This window comes from Actinomadura verrucosospora (genome assembly GCF_039540335.1).
In the GTDB taxonomy this organism is placed as follows: Bacteria; Actinomycetota; Actinomycetes; order Streptosporangiales; family Streptosporangiaceae; genus Spirillospora; species Spirillospora verrucosospora.
On the sequence record NZ_BAABEV010000006.1, the window covers coordinates 172,161 to 191,922 of the forward strand.

Sequence of the window (19,762 nt, forward strand, 5' to 3'; positions counted from 1 at the left end):
TTAATCCGGCCGAGTCCGGCCACCGGATCGTATATTCCCGGCATTGCTGGATGTTCCTGACTTCTAGCTGTTCGGCGCCGTGCCGGGGGGTCCGGCGGGCCGCCGCCCTGGAGATCGGCGGCCCGCCGTGTCACCTTTGATCACGAAGCCCGTCCGGGGTTCGAAGGAGGAGCTCCCATGCCCGACTCCCCACCCGCCGTCAGCCGCCGTGACTTCCTGCACCGCACCGGCGCGGGCGCGGTCCTGCTCGCGGGCGCCCTGCTCGCCGGCGGCACCGCCGCCGCGGCGCCGGCCGGCAGGTCCGCCCTCGCCGGCCCCGCCCGCGGGCCCGCGCCCGCCGACCTCGATCCGCTGGCCCTGCTGAAGAAGATGCTGTCGTTCGACACCCAGAACTTCGGGGAGGGCGGCGTCACCCGGCCCCACGCCGAGATGCTCAAGGCCGTCTGGGACTCCGCGGGGGTCCCCGCGGAGATCATCCCCACGCCGAAGAAGGACAACGTCCACCTCGTCGCCCGGATCGAGGGCGGCACCTCGGCGCCGCCGCTGCTCCTGCTCGGACATTCCGACGTAGTCCCGGTGGAACGTGACAAATGGTCGGTCGACCCGTTCGCCGGGACCGTCCGCGACGGCGAGGTCTACGGCCGCGGCGCCCTGGACATGAAGGGCGCCAACTCCGCCAACATCAGCGCCCTGCTGCGGCACGTCAAGGAGGGCGCGAGGTTCGACCGCGACATCATCGTCCTCACCGACTGCGACGAGGAGGCCGGGCAGTACGGCTCCCACTGGCTCGCCGAGCACCACTGGGACAAGGTCAACGCCGGCATGGTGCTCACCGAGGGCGGCTGGTTCCTCGCCCAGAAGGACCGGCGGACGCCGATGCTCATCACGGTGACGCGCCAGGACAAGGTCTACTTCAACCTCGACCTCGCCGCCGGCGGCACCGCCACCCACTCCTCCAAGCCCAATCCCGACTCGGCCATCGCCCGGCTCTCCCGCGCCGTCGCCGACCTCGACGCCTGGCTCGCGCCGGTCGCGCTCACCCCCGTGACGCGGGAGTACTTCGGCGCGCTCGCCAAGGCCACCGACGACCGCCCGTTCGAACGGGCGCTGCGGCTGCTGCTGTCCGCGCGGTCCCAGCAGGCCCGTGAGCGGGCGGCCGCGCTCGTCGTCAAGCGCAGCTCCTACCCGTGGCTGCACCAGGCCCTCCTCCGCACGACGCACGCCTTCGTGATCGAGGACGCGGGCTACAAGGAGAACGTCATCCCCTCCAAGGCCACGCTGCGCGTCAACTGCCGGGGCGTCCCCGGCGGCCAGCGGCCGCGCGACTTCCTGGCCGCGATCCGGCGGCGCCTCGCCGGCCGCGAGGTGACCGTCACGCTCGCGGGCAACCCGGGGGAGTCGGAGGAGGACGCCCTCAGGAGGCTGGACGAGACCTGGGCCAAGCCGCCGTCCAGGCTGGACTCGCCGCTGTACGAGGCCATCGGCGCCGCGGCCGCCGCGACCTATCCGGACGCGGTCTTCGCGCCCGCCCTCTTCGAGGCCGGGACGAGCCTGGCGCCGTGGACCTCCAAGGGCGTCCCCGGTTACGGCGTCTACCCCTACGTCGTCGACAACGACCAATTGATCGCGATGCACGGCAACGACGAGCGCATCGCCGTCGAGGCCCTCAAGCAGGGCACGGAGTTCATGTACCGGCTCTTCGGCCGCTTCCGGATGGGCTGATCTACAGGCGCCCCCGGCCCCGCGGCCCGCGCGGCGCCGGGGGCGCACCCATGCCCGTCGCGGCGCGATGCCCTCGATGTCGCAAGCCCGCCGTAGACTCCTTGGTCGTGGCAGGCCGGATTCGCAATGAGGACATCGCACTCGTACGGGAGCGCTCGTCCATCGCCGACGTGATCGGCGAGTACCTGCAGCTGCGCAGCGCGGGCGGCGGCAATCTCAAGGGCCTGTGCCCCTTCCACGACGAGAAGTCCCCGTCGTTCAACGTGACGCCCTCGCGCGGGCTGTACTTCTGCTTCGGCTGCGAGGCGGGCGGCGACGTCATCAAGTTCGTCCAGGAGATCGAGCACCTGACCTTCACCGAGTCGGTGGAGCGGCTCGCCGCCCAGGCCGGGATCCAGCTGCGCTACGAGGAGGGCGGCGGGCGCGGCCCCCGCCAGGACGGCGGGCAGCGCGCCCGGCTGGTCGAGGCGCACCGGGCGGCCGCCGAGTACTACGCCGAGCAGCTGAACTCCGCCGCCGGCGCGCCCGGCCGCACGTTCCTGTCCGAGCGCGGCTTCGAGGCCGCCGACGCCGAGCGCTTCGGGGTCGGCTTCGCGCCCCGCGAGTGGGAGGGCCTCGTCAGGCACCTGCGCGGGCGCGGCTTCGCCGACCGCGACATCGTCGCCGGCGGCCTGGCCAAGGAGGGGCGGCGCGGCCCGATGGACCGGTTCCGCGGCCGGCTGATGTGGCCGATCCGCGACCTGTCCGGCGACGTCATCGGGTTCGGCGCGCGGCGGCTCTTCGAGGACGACGACGGCCCCAAGTACCTGAACACCCCCGAGTCGCCGCTGTTCCACAAGAGCTCGGTGCTGTACGGGGCCGACCTCGCCAAGAAGGAGATCGCCCGGCGGCGGCAGGCCGTGGTGGTCGAGGGCTACACCGACGTGATGGCCTGCCACCTGGCGGGCGTCCCGACGGCCATCGCCACCTGCGGCACGGCGTTCGGCGACGAGCACATCAAGGTCCTGCGCCGCCTGCTGATGGACCAGGACGAGTTCCGCGGCGAGGTGATCTTCACCTTCGACGGCGACGCGGCCGGGCGCAAGGCGGCGCTGCGCGCCTTCGACGACGAGCAGAAGTTCGTGTCCCAGACGTTCGTGGCCGTCCAGCCCGACGGCCTCGACCCGTGCGACCTGCGCATCCGGCACGGCGACGCGGCGGTGCGCGACCTCGTGGCGTCCCGGCTGCCCCTGTTCGAGTTCGCCGTGCGCAGCGCGATCGAGCAGCACGACCTCGACACGGTCGAGGGGCGGCTCGGCGCCCTGGACGCGGCCGCCCCCGTCGTCGCCGCCATCAAGGACCGCTCCCGCCGCCACATGTACGCGGTCAACCTGGACCGCTGGCTCGGCATCATGGACGAGCAGTTCGTGCTGCGCCGCGTCCGCGAGCTGGCCAACCGGCAGCACGGCCGCGCGCGGGCAGGGAACGGGCGCGGCCAGAACGGGCACGGGCGCCCCCAGAACGGCGACGGCCGGGCGAACGGCCCCGCCGCGGAGAACGGGCGCCGCGGCGACGCGGAGCCGCAGGCGCCGCGGCGGCCCGCCTTCGACCCCGCCGACCCCGAGGTCCAGCGCGAGCGCGAGCTGCTGAAACTGGCGGTCCAGCGCCCGGCGCTGCTCGGCCCGGCGTTCGACGAGCTCCCGGTCGAGGCGTTCCTCGCGCCCCCGCACACGGCGGTGCGCGCGGTGATCGCGGATGCGGGCGGCGTCACGGCGGCGGGGAGCGTGCCGGAGTGGGTCGCCCGCCTCCTGGAGCGGGCGCCGAACGACCAGGTCAGGGATCTGCTCACCAAGCTCGGGGTGGAGCCGGTCCGGTCCGCCCAGGAATCGGACGACCGCTATGCCGCGGAATTGCTCGCCCGAATTCAGGAGCGCCAGCTCACCCGCATGATCGCGAGCGTGAAATCTAAACTCGGGCGGCTGAATCCGGTCGAGGCGGCCGAGGAGTACAACCGGCTCTTCGGTGATCTTGTCGCGCTTGAGCAGCAGAGACGGGTGTTGCGGGATCGGGGGCTTGGGTCGCAATAGGCGTCCGTCCCGCGAAAATGGGTCCTGTGATCTAGGCCCCATTTGACGCAGACTGTCTGCGTGGGCCCTTCGGTGCTGCCAAGCGAGGCGCCATCGGTTGATCAGGTGGCGGACCTCGTCGCACGCGGCAGAGAGCGCGGCGGTGTGACCGTCGAGGACGTCGCTGCCGCGCTCGATCGCTCGGACTTGCCGGACGACTCGCTGGAGCGGGTCGTCCGGATGCTCGCAGAGCAGGGGGTGGACGTCCTCGACTCTCAGCAGGAGACCGAGGACGTCACGCGAGCGGATGAGGGAGACCTCGGCAAGCGGGCGCCGACGAGCGACCTGGTTCGGATCTACCTGAGAGAGATCGGTCGCGTACCGCTGCTCACGGCAGAAGATGAGGTAGAACTCGCGAAATCGATCGAGGCGGGACTGTTCGCCGAGGAGAAGATGGCGCGCACCGCCGTCCTCGCCCGCGGTGAGCTGCTCGACCTCGAACTGCTCTCCCGCGAAGGGGCGCGGGCGAAGCAACGGCTGATCGAGGCCAATCTCCGGCTCGTCGTCTCGATCGCCAAACGCTACGTCGGCAGGGGAATGCTGTTCCTCGACCTGATCCAGGAGGGAAATCTCGGACTGATCCGCGCGGTCGAGAAATTCGACTACACCAAGGGGTTCAAGTTCTCGACCTACGCCACCTGGTGGATCCGGCAGGCGATCACCCGGGCGATCGCCGACCAGGCCCGGACGATCCGCATCCCGGTGCACATGGTCGAGACGATCAACAAGCTGGTCCGCGTGCAGCGCCAGATGCACCAGGACCTCGGCCGGGAGCCGAGCCCCGAGGAGATCGGCCTGGAGATGGGCCTGTCGCCCGTCCGGGTCGTGGAGATCCAGCGCATCGCGCAGGAACCGGTCTCGCTGCAGTCGCCGATCGGCGAGGAGGACTCCGACCTCGGCGACTTCATCGAGGACGCCGACGCGGTCGTGCCGATGGAGGCGGCGGCCTTCCTCCTGCTGCAGGACCAGCTGGAGGACATCCTCGCCACGCTGTCGGAACGGGAGCAGCGCATCATCCAGCTGCGCTTCGGCCTGGTCGACGGCCACCCGCGCACCCTGGAGGAGGTGGGGCGCGAGTTCGGCGTGACGAGGGAGCGGATCCGCCAGATCGAGTCCAAGACGCTGGCGAAGCTGCGCCACCCGTCCCGGGCCCAGATGCTCCGCGAGTACCTGGACTGAGGCGCGGCCCGGACGGCGGGCCGTCCTCCCGGCCGTCCGCCGGGAGGACGGCCGCCGCCGGGCCGGCGGGCTGCGGCCGGCGCGGCGTCCGGCGGTGCGAAGAGATGCGCGTTACCGCCGTTACGTCGCATTTCGTCCGGATGGTGTCCTACCGTGGTGACCATGCTGATCGTGACGACTGATGGCGTGGCGGGGTACGAGATCAGGAGCGTGCTCGGAGAGGTCCTCGGGCTGGCCGTCCGGGCCGATCAGGGCGCGGTCCACGCGCCCGGGCAGGGCGGGAGCAGCGCGACGTTCCGGGTGACGGGGGAGCAGCCGGGCGCGGGCCTGGCCGCGGCGCGCCGCGAGGCGGTGGACCGGCTCGGCGAGGAGGCCCGCCGCAAGGGCGCGAACACGGTGGTGGGCATGCGGTTCGACACCGCCCTGATCGGCGGCGGCGTCGAGGTGTGCGCGTACGGGACGGCCGTCTGGGCGGAGCCGGCGGCGCAGCAGCGCGAGCAGGCGCCCCAGCACCAGCAGCGCCCGCAGCACCCGGGGCACCTGCCCCCGTACGGCGACCCGCAGGCCGGCGGCCCGCCGATGGCCGCCCGCAACCTCACGATGGGGCTGCACGACCGGCCGCGCTGAGCGGCTCCGCCGGCCCGCCCGGAACGAGGCGGCGCGGCGTGGGATGACTCACTGTCTCCGACCCCACTTGACGTGCTGAGGTTAGCTTTCGCTAATTTAGGTAAGCCTAACCATTTGCACGCTCCTGGAGACCCTGATGCGTCCTGTGTCCGTCCTCGCGCTCGCCGGCGCCGCCGCGGTGTCGATGTCCCTTCTGACGGCGTGCGGCGGTGACGGGGACGAGGCGGGCGCGGCGGGCGCCGTGGCCGTGACGGCCACCGACGACGCCTGCGAGGTCGCCAAGACCGACCTCCCCGCGGGCAAGACCACCTTCAAGGTCGCCAACAAGGGCTCCAAGGTCAACGAGTTCGAGGTGCTCAAGCCGGACGGCAAGATCCTCGCGGAGCGGGAGAACATCGGCCCCGGCACCAGCGTCGACTTCGTCGTGAACCTGCCCGCGGGCACGTACAAGCTGCTGTGCAGCGCCGGGCAGACCGGCAAGGGGCCGTCCCAGGACGTCACGGTCACCGGCGGCGCCGCCGGCGGCGCGGACCCGCGCCTGAGCAAGGCCGCGGCCGACTACAAGGCCTTCGTCATCGTCCAGACCGACGACACGATCGCCAAGACGCGGAAGTTCGTGGACGCGGTGAAGGCCGGCGACGTCGAGAAGGCCAAGGAGCTGTACGCGCCGTCCCGGGTCGGCTGGGAGACGATCGAGCCCGTCGCCGAGAAGTTCGGCGACCTCGACCCCAAGGTCGACGCGCGCGAGGCCGACCTCAAGCCGGAGGAGAAGAAGGACTGGTCCGGCTGGCACCTGCTGGAGAAGGCCCTCTGGAAGGACGGCTCGGTCAAGGGCAAGGAGAAGTACGGCGACCAGCTGCTGGCCGACCTCGGCACGCTGAAGTCGCGGCTGCCCGGCCTCACGCTGGACCCCGTCAACGACATGGCGGGCGGCGCGAAGGAGCTGCTGGACGAGGTCGCCACCGGCAAGGTCACCGGCGAGGAGGAGGCGTTCAGCCACACCGACCTCGTCGACTTCAAGGCCAACGTGGACGGCGCCAGGAAGATCTACGAGCTGCTCAAGCCGGTCGTCCAGGAGCACGACGCGCAGCTCGCCAAGGACCTCGACGACAACTTCGCGGGCGTCGAGGCGCTGCTGAAGAAGCACGAGAAGGGCGACGGCTACGTGTCCTACGACAAGGTCGGCGAGGACGAGCGCAAGGAGCTGGCCGACGCGGTGAACGCGCTGGGCGAGCCCCTGTCCAAGCTCGCCGCCGCCGTCGCCAAGTGATCCGGACGAGAGGAACGGCAGCGGCATGACGGGCGAAGGGACGCAGGAGCGGCCGGGCATGTCCCGGCGGCGGATGCTGGGGTTCTCCGGCGCGAGCCTGCTCGTCGGGGCCGCCGCCGGGGCCGGTCTCGACCGGGTCGCCTCCGCGGAGGAGGACGACGACGCGGGCGACGCGATCGCCTTCCACGGCGCGCACCAGGCGGGCATCGCCACCCCCGTGCAGGACCGGCTGCACTTCGCGGCCTTCGACGTGACGACGGGCGACCGCGACCGGCTCGTGCGGATGCTGAAGGAGTGGACGGCCGCGGCCGCCGCCATGACCGCCGGCCGGCCGGTCGGCGACGGCGCGGTCGGCGGCCCCTCGGTCGCGCCGCCCGACGACACCGGCGAGGCTCTCGGGCTGCCGCCGTCCCGGCTCACGCTGACGATCGGCTTCGGCCCGTCGCTGTTCGAGAAGGACGGCAAGGACCGGTTCGGCCTCAGGGCGCGCCGTCCCGCCGCGCTGGTCGACCTGCCGCACTTCCCCGGCGACAACCTCGACCCGGCCCGCAGCGGCGGCGACATCGCCGTCCAGGCCTGCGCGGACGACCCGCAGGTCGCGGTGCACGCCGTCCGGAACCTGGCGCGCATCGGGTTCGGCGTGGTCGCGGTCCGGTGGTCCCAGCTCGGCTTCGGCAAGACGTCCTCGACGACGCCGGACGCGCAGACCCCGCGCAACCTGTTCGGGTTCAAGGACGGCACCGAGAACATCGCCGGAACCGAGGCGGACCTGCTCGACCGCCACGTGTGGGCGGCCGGGGGCGACGGGGCCGACTGGATGGCGGGCGGCTCCTACCTCGTCGCCCGCCGCATCCGGATGCACATCGAGACCTGGGACCGCACGTCACTGCGCGAGCAGGAGGACGTCTTCGGGCGGAACAAGGGCGAGGGCGCGCCGGCCGGGCTGCGGAAGGAGCGCGACAAGCCCGTCCTGTCCCAGATGAAGCCGGACGCGCACGTGCGGCTCGCCCACCCCGACTCCAACCAGGGGACGCGCATCCTGCGGCGGGGCTACTCGTTCACCGACGGGTCGGACGGCCTCGGACGGCTGGACGCGGGCCTGTTCTTCATCGCGTTCCAGCGCGACCCGCGGACGGGGTTCATCCGCGTGCAGAACTCGCTGGCCACCGACGCTCTGAACGAGTACATCCAGCACGTCGGGTCGGGCGTCTACGCGTGCCCGCCCGGCGTCCGCAAGGGCGGCTACTGGGGCGACACCCTCTTCGCCTGACGGGCCGCGGGCTAGCCCTGCCCGGCCCGCTCCGAGCGGATCCGCGCCACCACGTCGCCGGCGGCCGTCCTGATGGACTCCAGCTCCTGCAGGTAGGCCCAGTAGTCGGGGTGGGCGCCCGTGAGCCGCTGCGGCGCCCTCTCCAGCCGCTCGACGAGGGAGTCGAGCACGCGGGCGTGCTGGGGCGGGGCGCCGCCCGGCTGCGCCATGGCGAGCCGCTGGGCGTCGCGCACCGCGAACCGGACGCCCTCGACGGGCCCGGCCGGGTCCTCGGCGACCGCTCTCAGCTCCTCCACCCGCCCGGTGACCTGCCCGGCGCGGCGGTCGGCCGCGTTCAGCTCGGTGCGCGCGGCGGTGAGCGCCTGCTGCGCCCGCTTCCATTCGGAGCGGCCCGCGTGCGCGGACGCCTCGTTCAGCCGCTCGCGGGCCCGGGTGACGGCCGCCTCGATCGACTCGGGGGCGCCCTTGAGGTCCTGCCAGCACGCCTGCGAGTAGCCGCGCACGAGGACGCGCATCGCCTCCCGGACGCCCGCCGCGCGGTTCGCGACGGCGTCGGCGCGCGTCCGGACGGAGGAGAGCGAGTCGCGGACCTTCTGCGCCTGCCGGGGCAGCTCCGCGGCCGCCTCCCGCGCCCGCTCGGCGATCTCGCGGACCTCGTCGGCCGCGCGGATGGCGCCGTCGAGGCCGAACCCGCCGAGCCCCTGGGAACCGAGCTGCGCCAGGACCTGCTTGGCGCGGTCCAGCTCCTGCTCCGGGTCGGCGGCGTCCATCCCGGCGGCCCTGGCCGCGGACACGGCGGCGTCGGCGGCGGCCACGGCGTCGCGGGCGGCGGTGAGGCGGGGCGGGAGCTGGTCGAGCGCGGACTCCAGCCGGGCCATCCGCGGGGCGAGGCGCTCGGCGAAGCCGTTGAGGTCCCCGGTGATCTTCTGGAGCCGCTCGGTGGAGGCGACGAACGCGCGCCGCGCGGCGTCGTACTCGGCCGGTGACCGGTCCCGGTCATCGAGGTCGTGGGCGTCCAGGACGGAGATGTAGGCCACCGAGGCGGCGTCGGCGGCCTCGGCGAGCCGGGTGAACTCCCGGCGGGCGGGCTCGGCCGCCTTGGCGTCCAGGTCCTCGAACACGGTGACGCGGCCGTCGATGTACTTCTGCGCCTGGTCCATGTCGTAGAAGGCGGCCGCGGCCGCCTCCCGCGCCTCGACGGCCCCGGCCGCCGCCTGTGCCCCGCGGCCGCCCCGGCGGCGCTGGTCGCCCGGTCCCCGCAACGCAGCCTCCCTTCGTCCGCCCCCCAGTCTGGCGCAACCGGCCCGGGTTTCGTCCACGCGGGAAGGCGGGCGGGTGCGCGGCGACGGCGGGGTGGCGACCGAATCACAAAGATTGTCGCCATCCCTTCATAAAGGATGGAACGGATAGCATCGCTGCAACGTCGATAAGGCTGGGCGCCCGTTCGGCGTCCGATCCGGCATGCGATCTTGGAGGCTCATCGTGCCCGTCAGCCTGAGCAAAGGCGGCAACGTCTCGCTCACCAAGCAGGCCCCCGGCCTGTCCGCGGTGACCGTCGGTCTCGGCTGGGACCTGCGCACGACGACCGGGACCGATTTCGACCTCGACGCCTCCGCCATGGTCCTGGACGCCTCCGGAAAGATCATTACGGACCAGCACTTCGTCTTCTTCAACAATCTGCGCACGCCGGACGGCGCGGTCGAGCACACCGGCGACAACACCACCGGCGCGGGCGAGGGCGACGACGAGCAGCTCAAGGTCAACTTCGGCGCGATGCCCGCCACGGCCGAACGGGTCGCGTTCGCCGTGTCGATCTACGACGCCGACAGCCGCGGGCAGAACTTCGGGCAGGTCCGCAACGCCTTCATCCGGGTGCTGAACCAGGCCGACGGTGCGGAGATGGCGCGCTACGACCTGACCGAGGACGCGTCCATGGAGACCGCCATGGTCTTCGGTGAGCTGTACCGCAACGGGACGGAATGGAAGTTCAGGGCGGTGGGCCAGGGGTACGCGTCGGGACTGGCCGGCATCGCGGCCGACTTCGGCGTCAACATCTGAACAGTCCGAGCAGTCTGGACAGGAAGGGAGCAGCCCGCACATGGGGGTCTCACTCGCCAAGGGCGGCAACGTCTCGCTGACGAAGGCCGCGCCGAACCTCACCGCGGTCACCGTCGGCCTCGGCTGGGACGTGCGCGCCACCACCGGCGCCGACTTCGACCTGGACGCCTCCGCGCTGATGCTGGCGAGCACCGGCAAGGTCATGTCGGACCAGCACTTCGTCTTCTTCAACAACCTGCGCAGCCCGGACGGCTCGGTGGAGCACACCGGCGACAACCTGACCGGCGAGGGCGAGGGCGACGACGAGTCGATCAACGTCGACCTCACCGCGGTGCCGGCCGAGTGCGAGCGCATCGTGTTCCCGGTCTCGATCTACGACGCCGACAACCGGCAGCAGAGCTTCGGGCAGGTCCGCAACGCCTTCATCCGGATCGTCAACCGGAACGACGGCAACGAGCTCGCGCGCTTCGACCTCACCGAGGACGCCTCCACCGAGACGGCCATGGTCTTCGGTGAGCTTTACCGCCACAACGGCGAATGGAAGTTCAGGGCCGTCGGCCAGGGGTACGCCTCCGGTCTGGCGGGCATCGCGATGGACTTCGGCGTCAACGTCGGCTGACCGCCGGCGCCCCCGCACCCCGGCCGCTCCGCCCGGCCGCCCTTCCTAGCAGAAATACGCGCATGATTCTTCGCACCTTCGGGTGGTCCTTCGGCGTCACGGTCGTCGGCCTGCTCCTCGCCCTGCTCTACGACGGGCCGACCGGGCTCGCCCTGGTCGCCGTACTGGCCGTCCTCGAGGTCTCGCTGTCGTTCGACAACGCCGTCGTGAACGCCAAGGTGCTCGACCGCATGAGCGCCTTCTGGCAGAAGATCTTCCTCACCGTCGGCATCGCGATCGCGGTGTTCGGCATGCGGCTGGTCTTCCCCCTGCTGATCGTGGGGATCACGGCCAAGCTGAGCCCGGTCGAGGCGTTCGACCTCGCCCTCAACGACTCGCACCGCTACCACCAGCTGATGAACGACGCCTACCCGATGATCGCGGCGTTCGGCGGCATGTTCCTGATGATGCTGTTCCTGGACTTCGTGTTCGAGGAGCGCGCCGACAAGTGGCTGCCGTGGCTGGAGCGGCCGCTCGCCCGCATCGGCAAGCTGGACCAGCTGTCGGTCGTCGTGGCGGGCGGCTCGCTGGCGCTCGTGGCGTGGCTGTCGGCCTCCGACCCGGGCAGCGTCATGATCGCCGGCGTGCTCGGGATGGTGACCTACATCCTGGTCAACGGGCTCGGGGAGCTGTTCTCCGAGGCGAGCGAGGACGACGACGAGGACGAGGAGGACGGCGCGGAAGCCGGGAAGAGCGGCGGGCGGAGCGGGCCGAGCTCCCTGGCCCTCGCCACCGGCAAGGCGGGCTTCTTCCTCTTCCTGTACCTGGAGGTGCTGGACGCCTCGTTCAGCTTCGACGGCGTCATCGGCGCCTTCGCGATCAGCACCGACCCGATCGTCATCGCGCTGGGCCTCGGCATCGGCGCCATGTACATCCGGTCGCTGACGGTGTTCCTGGTCCGCAAGGGCACGCTGCACGAGTACGTCTACCTGGAGCACGGCGCGCACTGGGCGATCGGCGCCCTCGCGGTCTGCATGCTGGTGAGCATCGGCCACCACGTCCCCGAGTGGATCACCGGCGGGCTCGGCGCCGGGCTGATCATCGCCGCGTTCGCCAGCTCCGTCGTCCGCAACCGCAACCAGGGCGGGGACTCTCCTGACTCGGCGGCGGGCGGCGGGCGGCCGCTGCACTCCAGCCAGGTCTGACCCGCGCCACGCGTACCCGGAACCCCGCGACACACATCGATCACTGGAGGAGCCGAACGATGTCCATATCGCTGCAGAAGGGGCAGAAGGTCTCGCTGGCCAAGCCGGGCGGCGGCACCCTGACGAGGGTCAGGATGGGCCTCGGCTGGGACGCCGTGGTCAAGAAGGGGCTGTTCGGCAAGGGCAAGGCGCAGTCCATCGACCTGGACGCCTCGTGCCTGCTGTTCGACGCGTCCGGCGACCTCGCCGACCAGGTGTGGTTCCGGCAGCTGCGCAGCAAGGACGGCTCCGTCCAGCACACCGGCGACAACCTCACCGGCGAGGGCGAGGGAGACGACGAGGTCATCAACGTCGACCTGCAGAGCGTTCCGGCGGGCGTCGCCCAGCTGGTGTTCACGGTGAACTCGTTCACCGGCCAGGACTTCTCCCAGATCGCGGGCGCGTTCTGCCGGCTGGTGGACGAGAGCACCGGCGAGGAGATCGCGCGCTACGAGCTGAGCGGCGCCGGGCAGCACAACGCGCAGATCATGGCCAAGGTGTCGCGGGACGGGCAGGGCTGGTCGATGACGGCGATCGGGGCGACCGCCACCGGCCGCACGTTCCAGCAGCTGCTCCCGGCCGTGGCGACCCACCTGTGACCCGGACACCTGTGCTCCGGACACCAGTGATCCGGCGCGGCCAGTCCGCCCGGGGGCGGCCCCCCTCGCCCCCTGTCGAGAGCACCGTCTGACGAGGGGTAAATGCGGCATTTCGACCATATTGACGCCGCGCGTCGCAAGCACCTGTTCTACCGGCACCCGCGCCCGTTCGGCCGGCACGACGATCCGGACGTGCTGGCGGTCGCGCTCGGCGCGACCCTGTACTGCCCGGCCACCCGCCCGGCCCTCGCCGCCGACGTCGAGCGCGCGGCGGGGCGCGGCGTGATGAGCATGGTGGTGTGCCTGGAGGACGCGATCGCCGACGACGAGGTCGAGGCCGGGGAGGCCAACCTCGTGGCGCACCTGCGGGCTCTGCACGCCCGCTCCGCACCGGACGGCGCGGAGGTCCCCCTGCTGTTCGTCCGCGTCCGCGACCCCCGGCAGATCGGCGACCTGGTCGGCCGGCTCGGCGACGCGGCGGAGCTCGTCACCGGATTCGTCCTGCCGAAGTTCACCGCGTCCGGCGGTGGAGCGTTCCTGGACGCGCTGGAGGACGCGGCCGACCGCTCCGGGCGCCGGCTGCTCGCCATGCCGGTGATCGAGAGCCCGGAGGCCGTCTACGCCGAGACGCGCGCGGAGATGCTGCACGACGTGGCGCGGCTCCTCGCCAAGCACCGGTCCCGGGTCCTCGCCGTCCGGCTGGGGGCGACCGACATGTCCGCCGCGTACGGGCTGCGGCGCCCGCCCGACCTGACGATCTACGACATCCGGCCCGTCGCGGGCGTGATCTGCGACGTGGTCAACATCCTCGGCCGCGCCGACGGCACCGGCCACGTGGTGACCGGCCCCGTGTGGGAGTACTTCTCGCAGGGGGAGCGGATGTTCAAGCCGCAGCTGCGGCAGTCGCCGTTCGAACGGCAGAGCGCCGCCCCGCTGCGGCAGCGGCTCATCACCTCCGATCTGGACGGGCTGATCCGTGAGGTGCACCTGGACAAGGCCAACGGGCTCACCGGCAAGACCGTCATCCATCCGAGCCATGTGGCCGCCGTCCACGCCCTGTCGGTGGTGACGCACGAGGAGTACAGCGACGCGGCCGACATCCTGGGCGTCACCGGGGGCGGCGCGATGGCCAGCTCGTACGCGAACAAGATGAACGAGGCCAAGCCGCACCGCGCGTGGGCACAGCGGCTGATGCTGCGCGCCCAGGTGTTCGGGGTGGCCGCGGAAGGCGTCACGTTCGTCGAGCTTCTCGAAGCGGCGGACAGCCGGTGACGGGTTCCTGGGTGGGTTCGCGTCTGGGCGTCCGCCTCGTGGACGGCGCGCGGCCGGCGGGTGCCGGGCTCTCGTCGCTCGTGGGGCTCGCCGTGCGCCGCAATCCGAAGCGCGCGCATCTGCTGGTGTCCGCAGTGCTGGGCAAGCACGTGCCGACCGATCCGCGCCTGGTGTACGGGTCGGGGCTGCTGCTGGGCGAGCTTGTGCGCGCGCGCCTGCGGGGCGGCGAGCCGTCCCGCCCTGGTTCGCTCCTCCTGGACGGGCTGCGGGGCGAGCCGAACGCCGCCGCCGGGCTACGTGACCTCGTGCGCACTCCCCAGAACCCTGTGGACGCGATCGTGCTGGGTTACGCCGAGACCGCCACGGCCCTGGGGCATTCGGTGGCGGACGCTCTGGGCGGCGCGTACTACCTGCACTCCACACGGCGTCCCGTCGAGGGGTTCGCCACCTACGGCGGATTCGAAGAAGAGCACAGCCACGCCACGAGCCATCTGCTGCTCCCCGCCGACACCGCCCCGCTCGATCGCGACGTACCGATGGTTCTGGTGGACGACGAGCTCTCGACGGGCCGGACGGTGCTGAACACCATCGAGGCCCTGCATGCCGTCCGTCCCAGGAGCCACTACGTACTGGCGGCCCTGGTCGACTTGCGAGACCCCGACGACCGGGCCCGGATGGACGATCTCGCCGTCCGGCTGGGTGCCCGCATAGACGCGGTGGCTCTGGCCGAGGGACGGGTCGGGCTTCCGGAGGGCGTCCTTGAGGCGGGCAAGGCACTCGTCGCCGGGATACCGTCACCGCCCTTCATCCCCGAGGGAGGATCGGCGTTCGGAGTCTCCCGAGTCGAGCTGGAATGGCCTGCCGCACTGCCGGACGGCGGACGCCACGGTTTCCTGCCCGAGCACCGGACGCGGCTGGAGAAGGAACTGGCCCGGATGGGCGACGTCCTCTGGGGCAACCTCGGCGAAGAAGCCTCCCGTGTCCTCGTCCTTGGATTCGAGGAGCTGATGTACGCGCCGCTGCGCCTCGCGGAGGCGCTCGCCGATGCCCGGCCGGACGTGGACGTCCGCTACTCCACGACGACGCGTTCCCCTGTCCTGGCCGTCGATGACCCCGGTTACGCCATCAGGACCCGCCTGGTGTTCCCCTCCCATGACGACCCCGCCGACGGGCCGGGGGAGCGGTACGCCTACAACGTCGCCCCTGGGGCCGGTCAACGCCGCTTCGACAGGATCGTGTTCGTGGTGGACGACGTCGGCGACACCCCGGCGCTCGCCAGCGGCCTGCTGGAACGGCTTCGCGCGCTAGCCCCCGTGACGGTCGCCACCGTCCCGTCCTACAGGAGAGCGTCGTGAAGCCGCTTTACGGGCCCGAGTTCGGCAGCTACCCCAGGGAAGACGTCGCCTGGCTGCTCAAAGACCTGTCCGGCGCACGGCTCGAAGCGCCCACCGAGGAACGTGAGGCGGCGATCCAGTCGGGACGGGCGCACTACGCCGAGTCGCTTCCGGTCGAGTACCAGCCGGGCCCTGAGTACCGGCGCCTGTTCCACGACGCGCTGGAGGCGTCCGCCGAGCGGCTCGCCTACGCCACCGGGCTGGTCACCGAGATGATCCTCGCCGAGCGCGGCCCGGACGCCGTCCTGGTGTCGCTGGCGCGGGCCGGGACGCCCGTCGGCATCCTGATGCGCCGCTGGGCCCGGTACGCGCACGGCCTGGACGTCCCGCACTACGCGGTCAGCATCGTCCGCGGCCGGGGCATCGACACGGTCGCGCTGCGGTATCTCGCCGAGCACCACGACCCGGCGTCCGTGATGTTCGTGGACGGCTGGACGGGCAAGGGCGCCATCACCAAGGAACTGACCGCCGCCCTGGCGGAGCACCCGTTCCCCTCCGATCTCGCCGTCCTGGCGGACCCGGGCCGGTGCACGTCCCTGTACGGCACGCGGGACGACTTCCTGATCCCGTCCGCCTGCCTCAACTCGACCGTGTCGGGCCTGGTGAGCCGGACGGTCCTGAACGACTCCCTCATCGGGCCCGGCGACTTCCACGGCGCGAAGTTCTACGCCGAACTGGCCGGCGACGACGTGTCGCGCGTCTTCCTCGACGCGGTCTGCGCGCGCTTCGGGCACGTGGCCGAGCGCGTCGCGAAGGACCTGCCGGAGCTCCGCGCCGCCGACCGCGCGCCCGACTGGTCGGGATGGGAGGCCGTCCGGCGCAGCGCCGAGGCGGAGGGCATCGACGACCTGAACCTCGTCAAACCGGGGATCGGCGAGACCACGCGAGTGCTGCTGCGCCGCGTCCCATGGAAGGTGCTCGTGCGGGCCGACGCCGGGCTGGAAGTGACCCACATCAGGCTGCTCGCCCGCGAACGCGGCGTGCCCGTCCATGAGGTCGAGCCCGGACGGTTCCCCTACGCGTGCATGGGTTTCATCCATCCTCGGTTCGGCAAGGGGGCCGTGCAGTGACCGTCCTGGTGTGCTCCGACCTGGACCGCACGCTCATCTACTCGACTGCGGCCTTCGCCTTGGAGGGCCCAGACGAGACCATGCCGCGCCTACTGTGCGTGGAGTTCTACCAGGGCGCGCCGCTCTCCTACATGACCGAGACGACCGCGCGCACCCTGGAGGCACTCGCGACGGCCTCCACGTTCGTCCCGACGACGACGCGCACCCCCGAGCAGTACCGGCGCGTCCACCTCCTGGAGAAGCCGCCCCCGTACGCCATCTGCGCGAACGGCGGCCACATCCTGGTGGACGGCGAGGACGACCCGGATTGGGCGGCCTCCGTCCGGACCCGGATCGCCGACGGATGCGCCCCGCTCGCGGACGTCCAGCGGCGCCTCGCGACCAACGGCGGCGACTTCGTCCTCAAGCGGCGCACCGCGTCCGACCTCTTCGCCTACACGGTCGTGGACAAGGCCGCGCTGCCGTCCGGCTGGGTCGAGGACCTCGCCGGATGGTGCGCCGAACGCGGCTGGCGGACGTCCCTCCAGGGCCGCAAGGTCTACTGCCTGCCCGCGGGCCTGACCAAGGCCGCCGCCGCCGAGGAGGTCGCCCGCCGCGCCGGCGCCTCCACCATGCTCGCCGCCGGCGACGCGCTCCTGGACGCCGAGCTGCTGGAGGCCGCCGACCTGTCGATCCGCCCCGCCCATGGGGAACTGCACGAAACCGGCTGGACGGCTCCCGCCACCGCCGTCACCGCAGCGCGGGGCGTCGCCGCCGGCGAGGAGATCGCGCACTGGCTCCTGGCCCGGGCCGCGGCGCCGCAGATGTTCACAGACCGACCTCCCGGCCGGTAGACAACCGTCGCCGCCCAGGGGTCGCCGTGACGGCGATCTAGGGCCACAATCAAGGGTGCACCCTTCTCTCGCCCAGGAGGAGGTCACCTGGACCACATGAGCTCCCGTCTCACCGGCGACGAGACCGCGCTGTGGAAGGCCGCGGCCCGGGTCCTCGACGCGAACTGGACGGGCAACGCCACCGCCGCCTCGCCCGGCCTCTACCCGCACCAGTGGAGCTGGGACTCGGCCTTCATCAGCATGGGCCTGGCCCGCCACCGCCGCGACCGCGCCGAAGCCGAGCTGATCTCCCTGTTCCGGGGCCAGTGGGCGGACGGGATGCTGCCCCACATCGTGTTCAACACGCGGCTCGACCGGCGCGCCTTCTTCCCCGGCCCCGAACTGTGGCGCAGCGACCGGCAGCCCGACGCCCCGCGGGGCGTGCACACCTCCGCCCTCACCCAGCCGCCGCTGCACGCCCTCAGCGCCCTGCGCCTGCACGAGTGCGCCGTCGACGGGGAGAGCAGCCGGGCGTTCCTGGCCCGCCTGTACCCGATGCTGACCGCCCAGCACCGCTACCTGGCCCGCTGCCGCGACCTGGACTCCAGCGGCCTCATCGCCATCTGCCACCCCTGGGAGTCGGGCCTCGACAACAGCCCCGCCTGGGACCGCCCCCTCGGCGCGCTCCCGCTGCCCCCGTCCTCCTACGCCCCCGGCCTGCGCTCCCACGGCCTGCCGACCGGCGAGGACTACGACCGCTACGTGCGGCTCGTCGCGCTCATGCGGGAGGCCGCCTACCAGCCCGGCTACCTCCGCGACGCCCACCCGTTCGCGGTCGAGGACCCCCTCGTCAACGCCGTCTACCTGGCCTCCACACACGCCCTCGCCGCCATCGCCGAGATCATCGGCGCCGACCCCGTCCCGCACCGCGAACGCGCCGAGCGCGTCCACGAGGCCGTCCTGCACCGCCTCTGGGACGCCGACACCGGCTGCTTCCGCGCCCGCGACCTGCGCGACGACCGCCTGCTCCCCGTCATCACCGCCGGCTCCTTCGGCCCCCTCCTGGACCCCGAACTCCCGGCCCCGATCGTCCGCAACCTCGTCGACCTGCTGCTGTCGGCCCGCTTCGCCGGCGCCGCCGGCTACCCCATCCCCACCTGCGACATCCAGGCGCCCGCCTTCGACCGCGCCGGCTACTGGCGCGGCCCCACCTGGATCAGCACCAACTGGCTCGTCTGGTACGGCGCCCTCGGCCACGACCTGCCCGTCGTCGCCGACCTGCTCTACGGCTCCACCATGCGGCTCGTCCGCCAGTCCGGCTTCCGCGAGTTCTTCGACCCGTTCGACGGCACCGGCCGCGGCAGCCACGACTTCGCCTGGTCCGCGGCCCTCGTCCTGGACCTCCTCGGGGCCCGCCGCGCCCCCCAGGCGGCCTGATCGCCTACCGTGGGGGCATGCGCCTGAACCGGGGTCCCCTGCCCGCCGCGGTCCGCGACGAACTCGCGCTGGAACGCGGCGAACGCGTCCTCGCGGCGGCCCCCACCCGCGGCGGCTCGTACGTCACCGCCACCCTCCTCGCCCTGCACGTGCCGACCCCCTCGGGTGGCTTCACCCGCATCCCCTGGGAGCGTGTCGACCACGCCACCTGGAAGGACGGCTGGCTGCACGTCAAGGAGACCTCCGGCGGCGCCGAGCACCACGTCCGCCTCACCGACCCCGGCTCGGTGCCCGAGACCGTCCGGGAGCGCGTCACCGCCACCATCGCCGTCACCCACCACGCGACCCTCCCCGGAGGCGGGAAGGTGCGCATCGCCGGCCGGCGCCCCGCAGCCGGCGGCGATGTGCGCTGGACGTTCGTCTTCGACGCCGGGCTGGACCCGTCCGACCCGGGCCTGCGGGCCCAGGCCGAACAGGTCCTCGAAGACCTGCGCCGTCAGACCGGCCTCTAGCCGGGGTACGGCTGCTCCTCCTTGCGGCCGCCCGTGACCTGCTCGGGCACCCGGTCCTTCAGGTGCCCCGCCTTGTCCCGCGCGGCCCCGGCGAACGTCTCACCCTTCGACCGGATCTTCCCGGCCGCCTCCTGCACGTTCGGGTTCTCCGACACCTGCTTGGAGAGCTGCTTGATCTGCTCGTACCGCTCGCGCCCGGCCTTCGTCCCGAAGACGTAGCCGACCGCGGCGCCTGCCATGAACATCGTGCGAGCCTTCATGTCCAACTCCTACTGACGGCGGAATCGTGACACCCCCTATACCCGCCCTCGCCGCCTCAATCCCCGCGCGTGCGCGAACAGCCCCGGACATGCGCTAACCTAGACCCGCCGCCAGGGGCCGCCAGGCACCGGCGGACGCACGATCCCGCGTAGCTCAATCGGCAGAGCAGCCGGCTGTTAACCGGCAGGTTATTGGTTCGAGTCCAATCGCGGGAGCCGAGGCGGCTTCGCCTGCTCGCCGACCTTTGGTCGGCTTCGCCGGGGCCCGCTGTGCCAGTCCGGGGGGCGACCCCCCGGAACCCCCCGGTGGGGAGCTTCGCTCCCCGGCTCCCG

At 72.2% G+C, this 19,762-nt stretch carries 18 protein-coding genes and 1 tRNA gene; 17 read left to right on the forward strand and 2 right to left on the reverse strand.

Annotated elements, in window-relative coordinates:
• Positions 1-177: 177 nt before the first annotated feature.
• The 6 genes from ABD944_RS09605 (at position 178) to efeB (ending at position 8,173) form a co-directional block, all read left to right on the forward strand.
• Complete coding sequence (locus ABD944_RS09605) at positions 178-1,722, forward strand: M20/M25/M40 family metallo-hydrolase (protein WP_345174497.1); 1,545 nt, start codon at positions 178-180, stop codon at positions 1,720-1,722.
• A 107-nt stretch (positions 1,723-1,829) separates the two neighbouring features.
• A complete protein-coding gene (gene dnaG, locus ABD944_RS09610) occupies positions 1,830-3,788 on the forward strand; it encodes a DNA primase (RefSeq protein WP_345174498.1) in 1,959 nt (652 codons plus the stop codon).
• 72 nt (positions 3,789-3,860) lie between these two features.
• On the forward strand, positions 3,861-5,006 hold the full coding sequence (rpoD, locus tag ABD944_RS09615; RefSeq protein WP_360579442.1) for an RNA polymerase sigma factor RpoD: 1,146 nt from the start codon (positions 3,861-3,863) through the stop codon (positions 5,004-5,006).
• Positions 5,007-5,168: 162 nt separating this feature from the next.
• Entirely contained in the window at positions 5,169-5,633 is a 465-nt protein-coding gene (locus ABD944_RS09620; RefSeq protein WP_345174503.1) for a YbjQ family protein, read from the forward strand.
• Between the two features lie 136 nt (positions 5,634-5,769).
• On the forward strand, positions 5,770-6,903 hold the full coding sequence (efeO, locus tag ABD944_RS09625; RefSeq protein ID WP_345174505.1) for an iron uptake system protein EfeO: 1,134 nt from the start codon (positions 5,770-5,772) through the stop codon (positions 6,901-6,903).
• 25 nt (positions 6,904-6,928) lie between these two features.
• Positions 6,929-8,173 carry an iron uptake transporter deferrochelatase/peroxidase subunit gene (gene efeB, locus ABD944_RS09630; protein WP_345174507.1) on the forward strand — a complete coding sequence of 415 codons (1,245 nt, stop codon included), beginning with the start codon at positions 6,929-6,931 and terminating at the stop codon, positions 8,171-8,173.
• An 11-nt stretch (positions 8,174-8,184) separates the two neighbouring features.
• On the opposite strand, the gene ABD944_RS09635 is transcribed toward efeB, so the two are convergent.
• Positions 8,185-9,435: a molecular chaperone DnaJ gene (locus tag ABD944_RS09635; RefSeq protein ID WP_345174509.1), complete on the reverse strand. Its 1,251-nt coding sequence runs from the start codon at positions 9,433-9,435 to the stop codon at positions 8,185-8,187.
• Positions 9,436-9,655: 220 nt separating this feature from the next.
• On the opposite strand from ABD944_RS09635, the gene ABD944_RS09640 reads away from it, so the two are divergent.
• From ABD944_RS09640 to ABD944_RS09685, 10 genes are all read left to right on the forward strand, one after another.
• Complete coding sequence (locus ABD944_RS09640) at positions 9,656-10,231, forward strand: TerD family protein (RefSeq protein WP_149257552.1); 576 nt, start codon at positions 9,656-9,658, stop codon at positions 10,229-10,231.
• A 40-nt stretch (positions 10,232-10,271) separates the two neighbouring features.
• On the forward strand, positions 10,272-10,850 hold the full coding sequence (locus tag ABD944_RS09645; RefSeq protein ID WP_345174511.1) for a TerD family protein: 579 nt from the start codon (positions 10,272-10,274) through the stop codon (positions 10,848-10,850).
• A 62-nt stretch (positions 10,851-10,912) separates the two neighbouring features.
• Entirely contained in the window at positions 10,913-12,034 is a 1,122-nt protein-coding gene (locus ABD944_RS09650; RefSeq protein WP_345174512.1) for a DUF475 domain-containing protein, read from the forward strand.
• A 59-nt stretch (positions 12,035-12,093) separates the two neighbouring features.
• A complete protein-coding gene (locus ABD944_RS09655) occupies positions 12,094-12,672 on the forward strand; it encodes a TerD family protein (RefSeq protein ID WP_345174513.1) in 579 nt (192 codons plus the stop codon).
• 102 nt (positions 12,673-12,774) lie between these two features.
• A complete protein-coding gene (locus ABD944_RS09660; RefSeq protein ID WP_345174516.1) occupies positions 12,775-13,944 on the forward strand; it encodes an HpcH/HpaI aldolase/citrate lyase family protein in 1,170 nt (389 codons plus the stop codon).
• Between the two features lie 11 nt (positions 13,945-13,955).
• Positions 13,956-15,299: a phosphoribosyltransferase family protein gene (locus ABD944_RS09665; RefSeq protein ID WP_345174518.1), complete on the forward strand. Its 1,344-nt coding sequence runs from the start codon at positions 13,956-13,958 to the stop codon at positions 15,297-15,299.
• Positions 15,296-16,408, forward strand: coding sequence for a cysteine protease StiP family protein (locus ABD944_RS09670; RefSeq protein ID WP_345174520.1), 1,113 nt, complete (start codon positions 15,296-15,298; stop codon positions 16,406-16,408). The genes ABD944_RS09665 and ABD944_RS09670 overlap by 4 nt, the downstream gene beginning before the upstream one ends.
• Positions 16,405-17,241, forward strand: coding sequence for an HAD family hydrolase (locus ABD944_RS09675; RefSeq protein WP_345174522.1), 837 nt, complete (start codon positions 16,405-16,407; stop codon positions 17,239-17,241). Before ABD944_RS09670 ends, ABD944_RS09675 begins: the two co-directional genes overlap by 4 nt.
• 96 nt (positions 17,242-17,337) lie before the next feature.
• Positions 17,338-18,657 carry an MGH1-like glycoside hydrolase domain-containing protein gene (locus ABD944_RS09680; protein WP_345174524.1) on the forward strand — a complete coding sequence of 440 codons (1,320 nt, stop codon included), beginning with the start codon at positions 17,338-17,340 and terminating at the stop codon, positions 18,655-18,657.
• Between the two features lie 17 nt (positions 18,658-18,674).
• Positions 18,675-19,169: a hypothetical protein gene (locus tag ABD944_RS09685; protein ID WP_345174526.1), complete on the forward strand. Its 495-nt coding sequence runs from the start codon at positions 18,675-18,677 to the stop codon at positions 19,167-19,169.
• Here the strand turns inward: ABD944_RS09685 and ABD944_RS09690 are convergent.
• Positions 19,166-19,429 (reverse strand): YtxH domain-containing protein, encoded by a 264-nt coding sequence (locus tag ABD944_RS09690; RefSeq protein ID WP_179843081.1) that lies wholly within the window; start codon positions 19,427-19,429, stop codon positions 19,166-19,168. The two genes, ABD944_RS09685 and ABD944_RS09690, sit on opposite strands and share 4 nt — an antisense overlap.
• Before the next feature lie 143 nt (positions 19,430-19,572).
• On the opposite strand from ABD944_RS09690, the gene ABD944_RS09695 reads away from it, so the two are divergent.
• Positions 19,573-19,645: transfer RNA gene (locus ABD944_RS09695), tRNA-Asn, on the forward strand.
• Positions 19,646-19,762 lie beyond the last annotated feature (117 nt).

Coding starts and splice junctions, on each gene's coding strand:
- ABD944_RS09605 (WP_345174497.1), top strand. CDS start 178: ATGCCCGACTCCCCACCCGCCGTCAGCCGCCGTGACTTCCTGCACCGC.
- ABD944_RS09620 (WP_345174503.1), top strand. CDS start 5,169: ATGCTGATCGTGACGACTGATGGCGTGGCGGGGTACGAGATCAGGAGC.
- efeO (WP_345174505.1), top strand. CDS start 5,770: ATGCGTCCTGTGTCCGTCCTCGCGCTCGCCGGCGCCGCCGCGGTGTCG.
- efeB (WP_345174507.1), top strand. CDS start 6,929: ATGACGGGCGAAGGGACGCAGGAGCGGCCGGGCATGTCCCGGCGGCGG.
- ABD944_RS09645 (WP_345174511.1), top strand. CDS start 10,272: ATGGGGGTCTCACTCGCCAAGGGCGGCAACGTCTCGCTGACGAAGGCC.
- ABD944_RS09650 (WP_345174512.1), top strand. CDS start 10,913: ATGATTCTTCGCACCTTCGGGTGGTCCTTCGGCGTCACGGTCGTCGGC.
- ABD944_RS09655 (WP_345174513.1), top strand. CDS start 12,094: ATGTCCATATCGCTGCAGAAGGGGCAGAAGGTCTCGCTGGCCAAGCCG.
- ABD944_RS09660 (WP_345174516.1), top strand. CDS start 12,775: ATGCGGCATTTCGACCATATTGACGCCGCGCGTCGCAAGCACCTGTTC.
- ABD944_RS09680 (WP_345174524.1), top strand. CDS start 17,338: ATGAGCTCCCGTCTCACCGGCGACGAGACCGCGCTGTGGAAGGCCGCG.
- ABD944_RS09685 (WP_345174526.1), top strand. CDS start 18,675: ATGCGCCTGAACCGGGGTCCCCTGCCCGCCGCGGTCCGCGACGAACTC.
- ABD944_RS09690 (WP_179843081.1), bottom strand. CDS start 19,429: ATGAAGGCTCGCACGATGTTCATGGCAGGCGCCGCGGTCGGCTACGTC.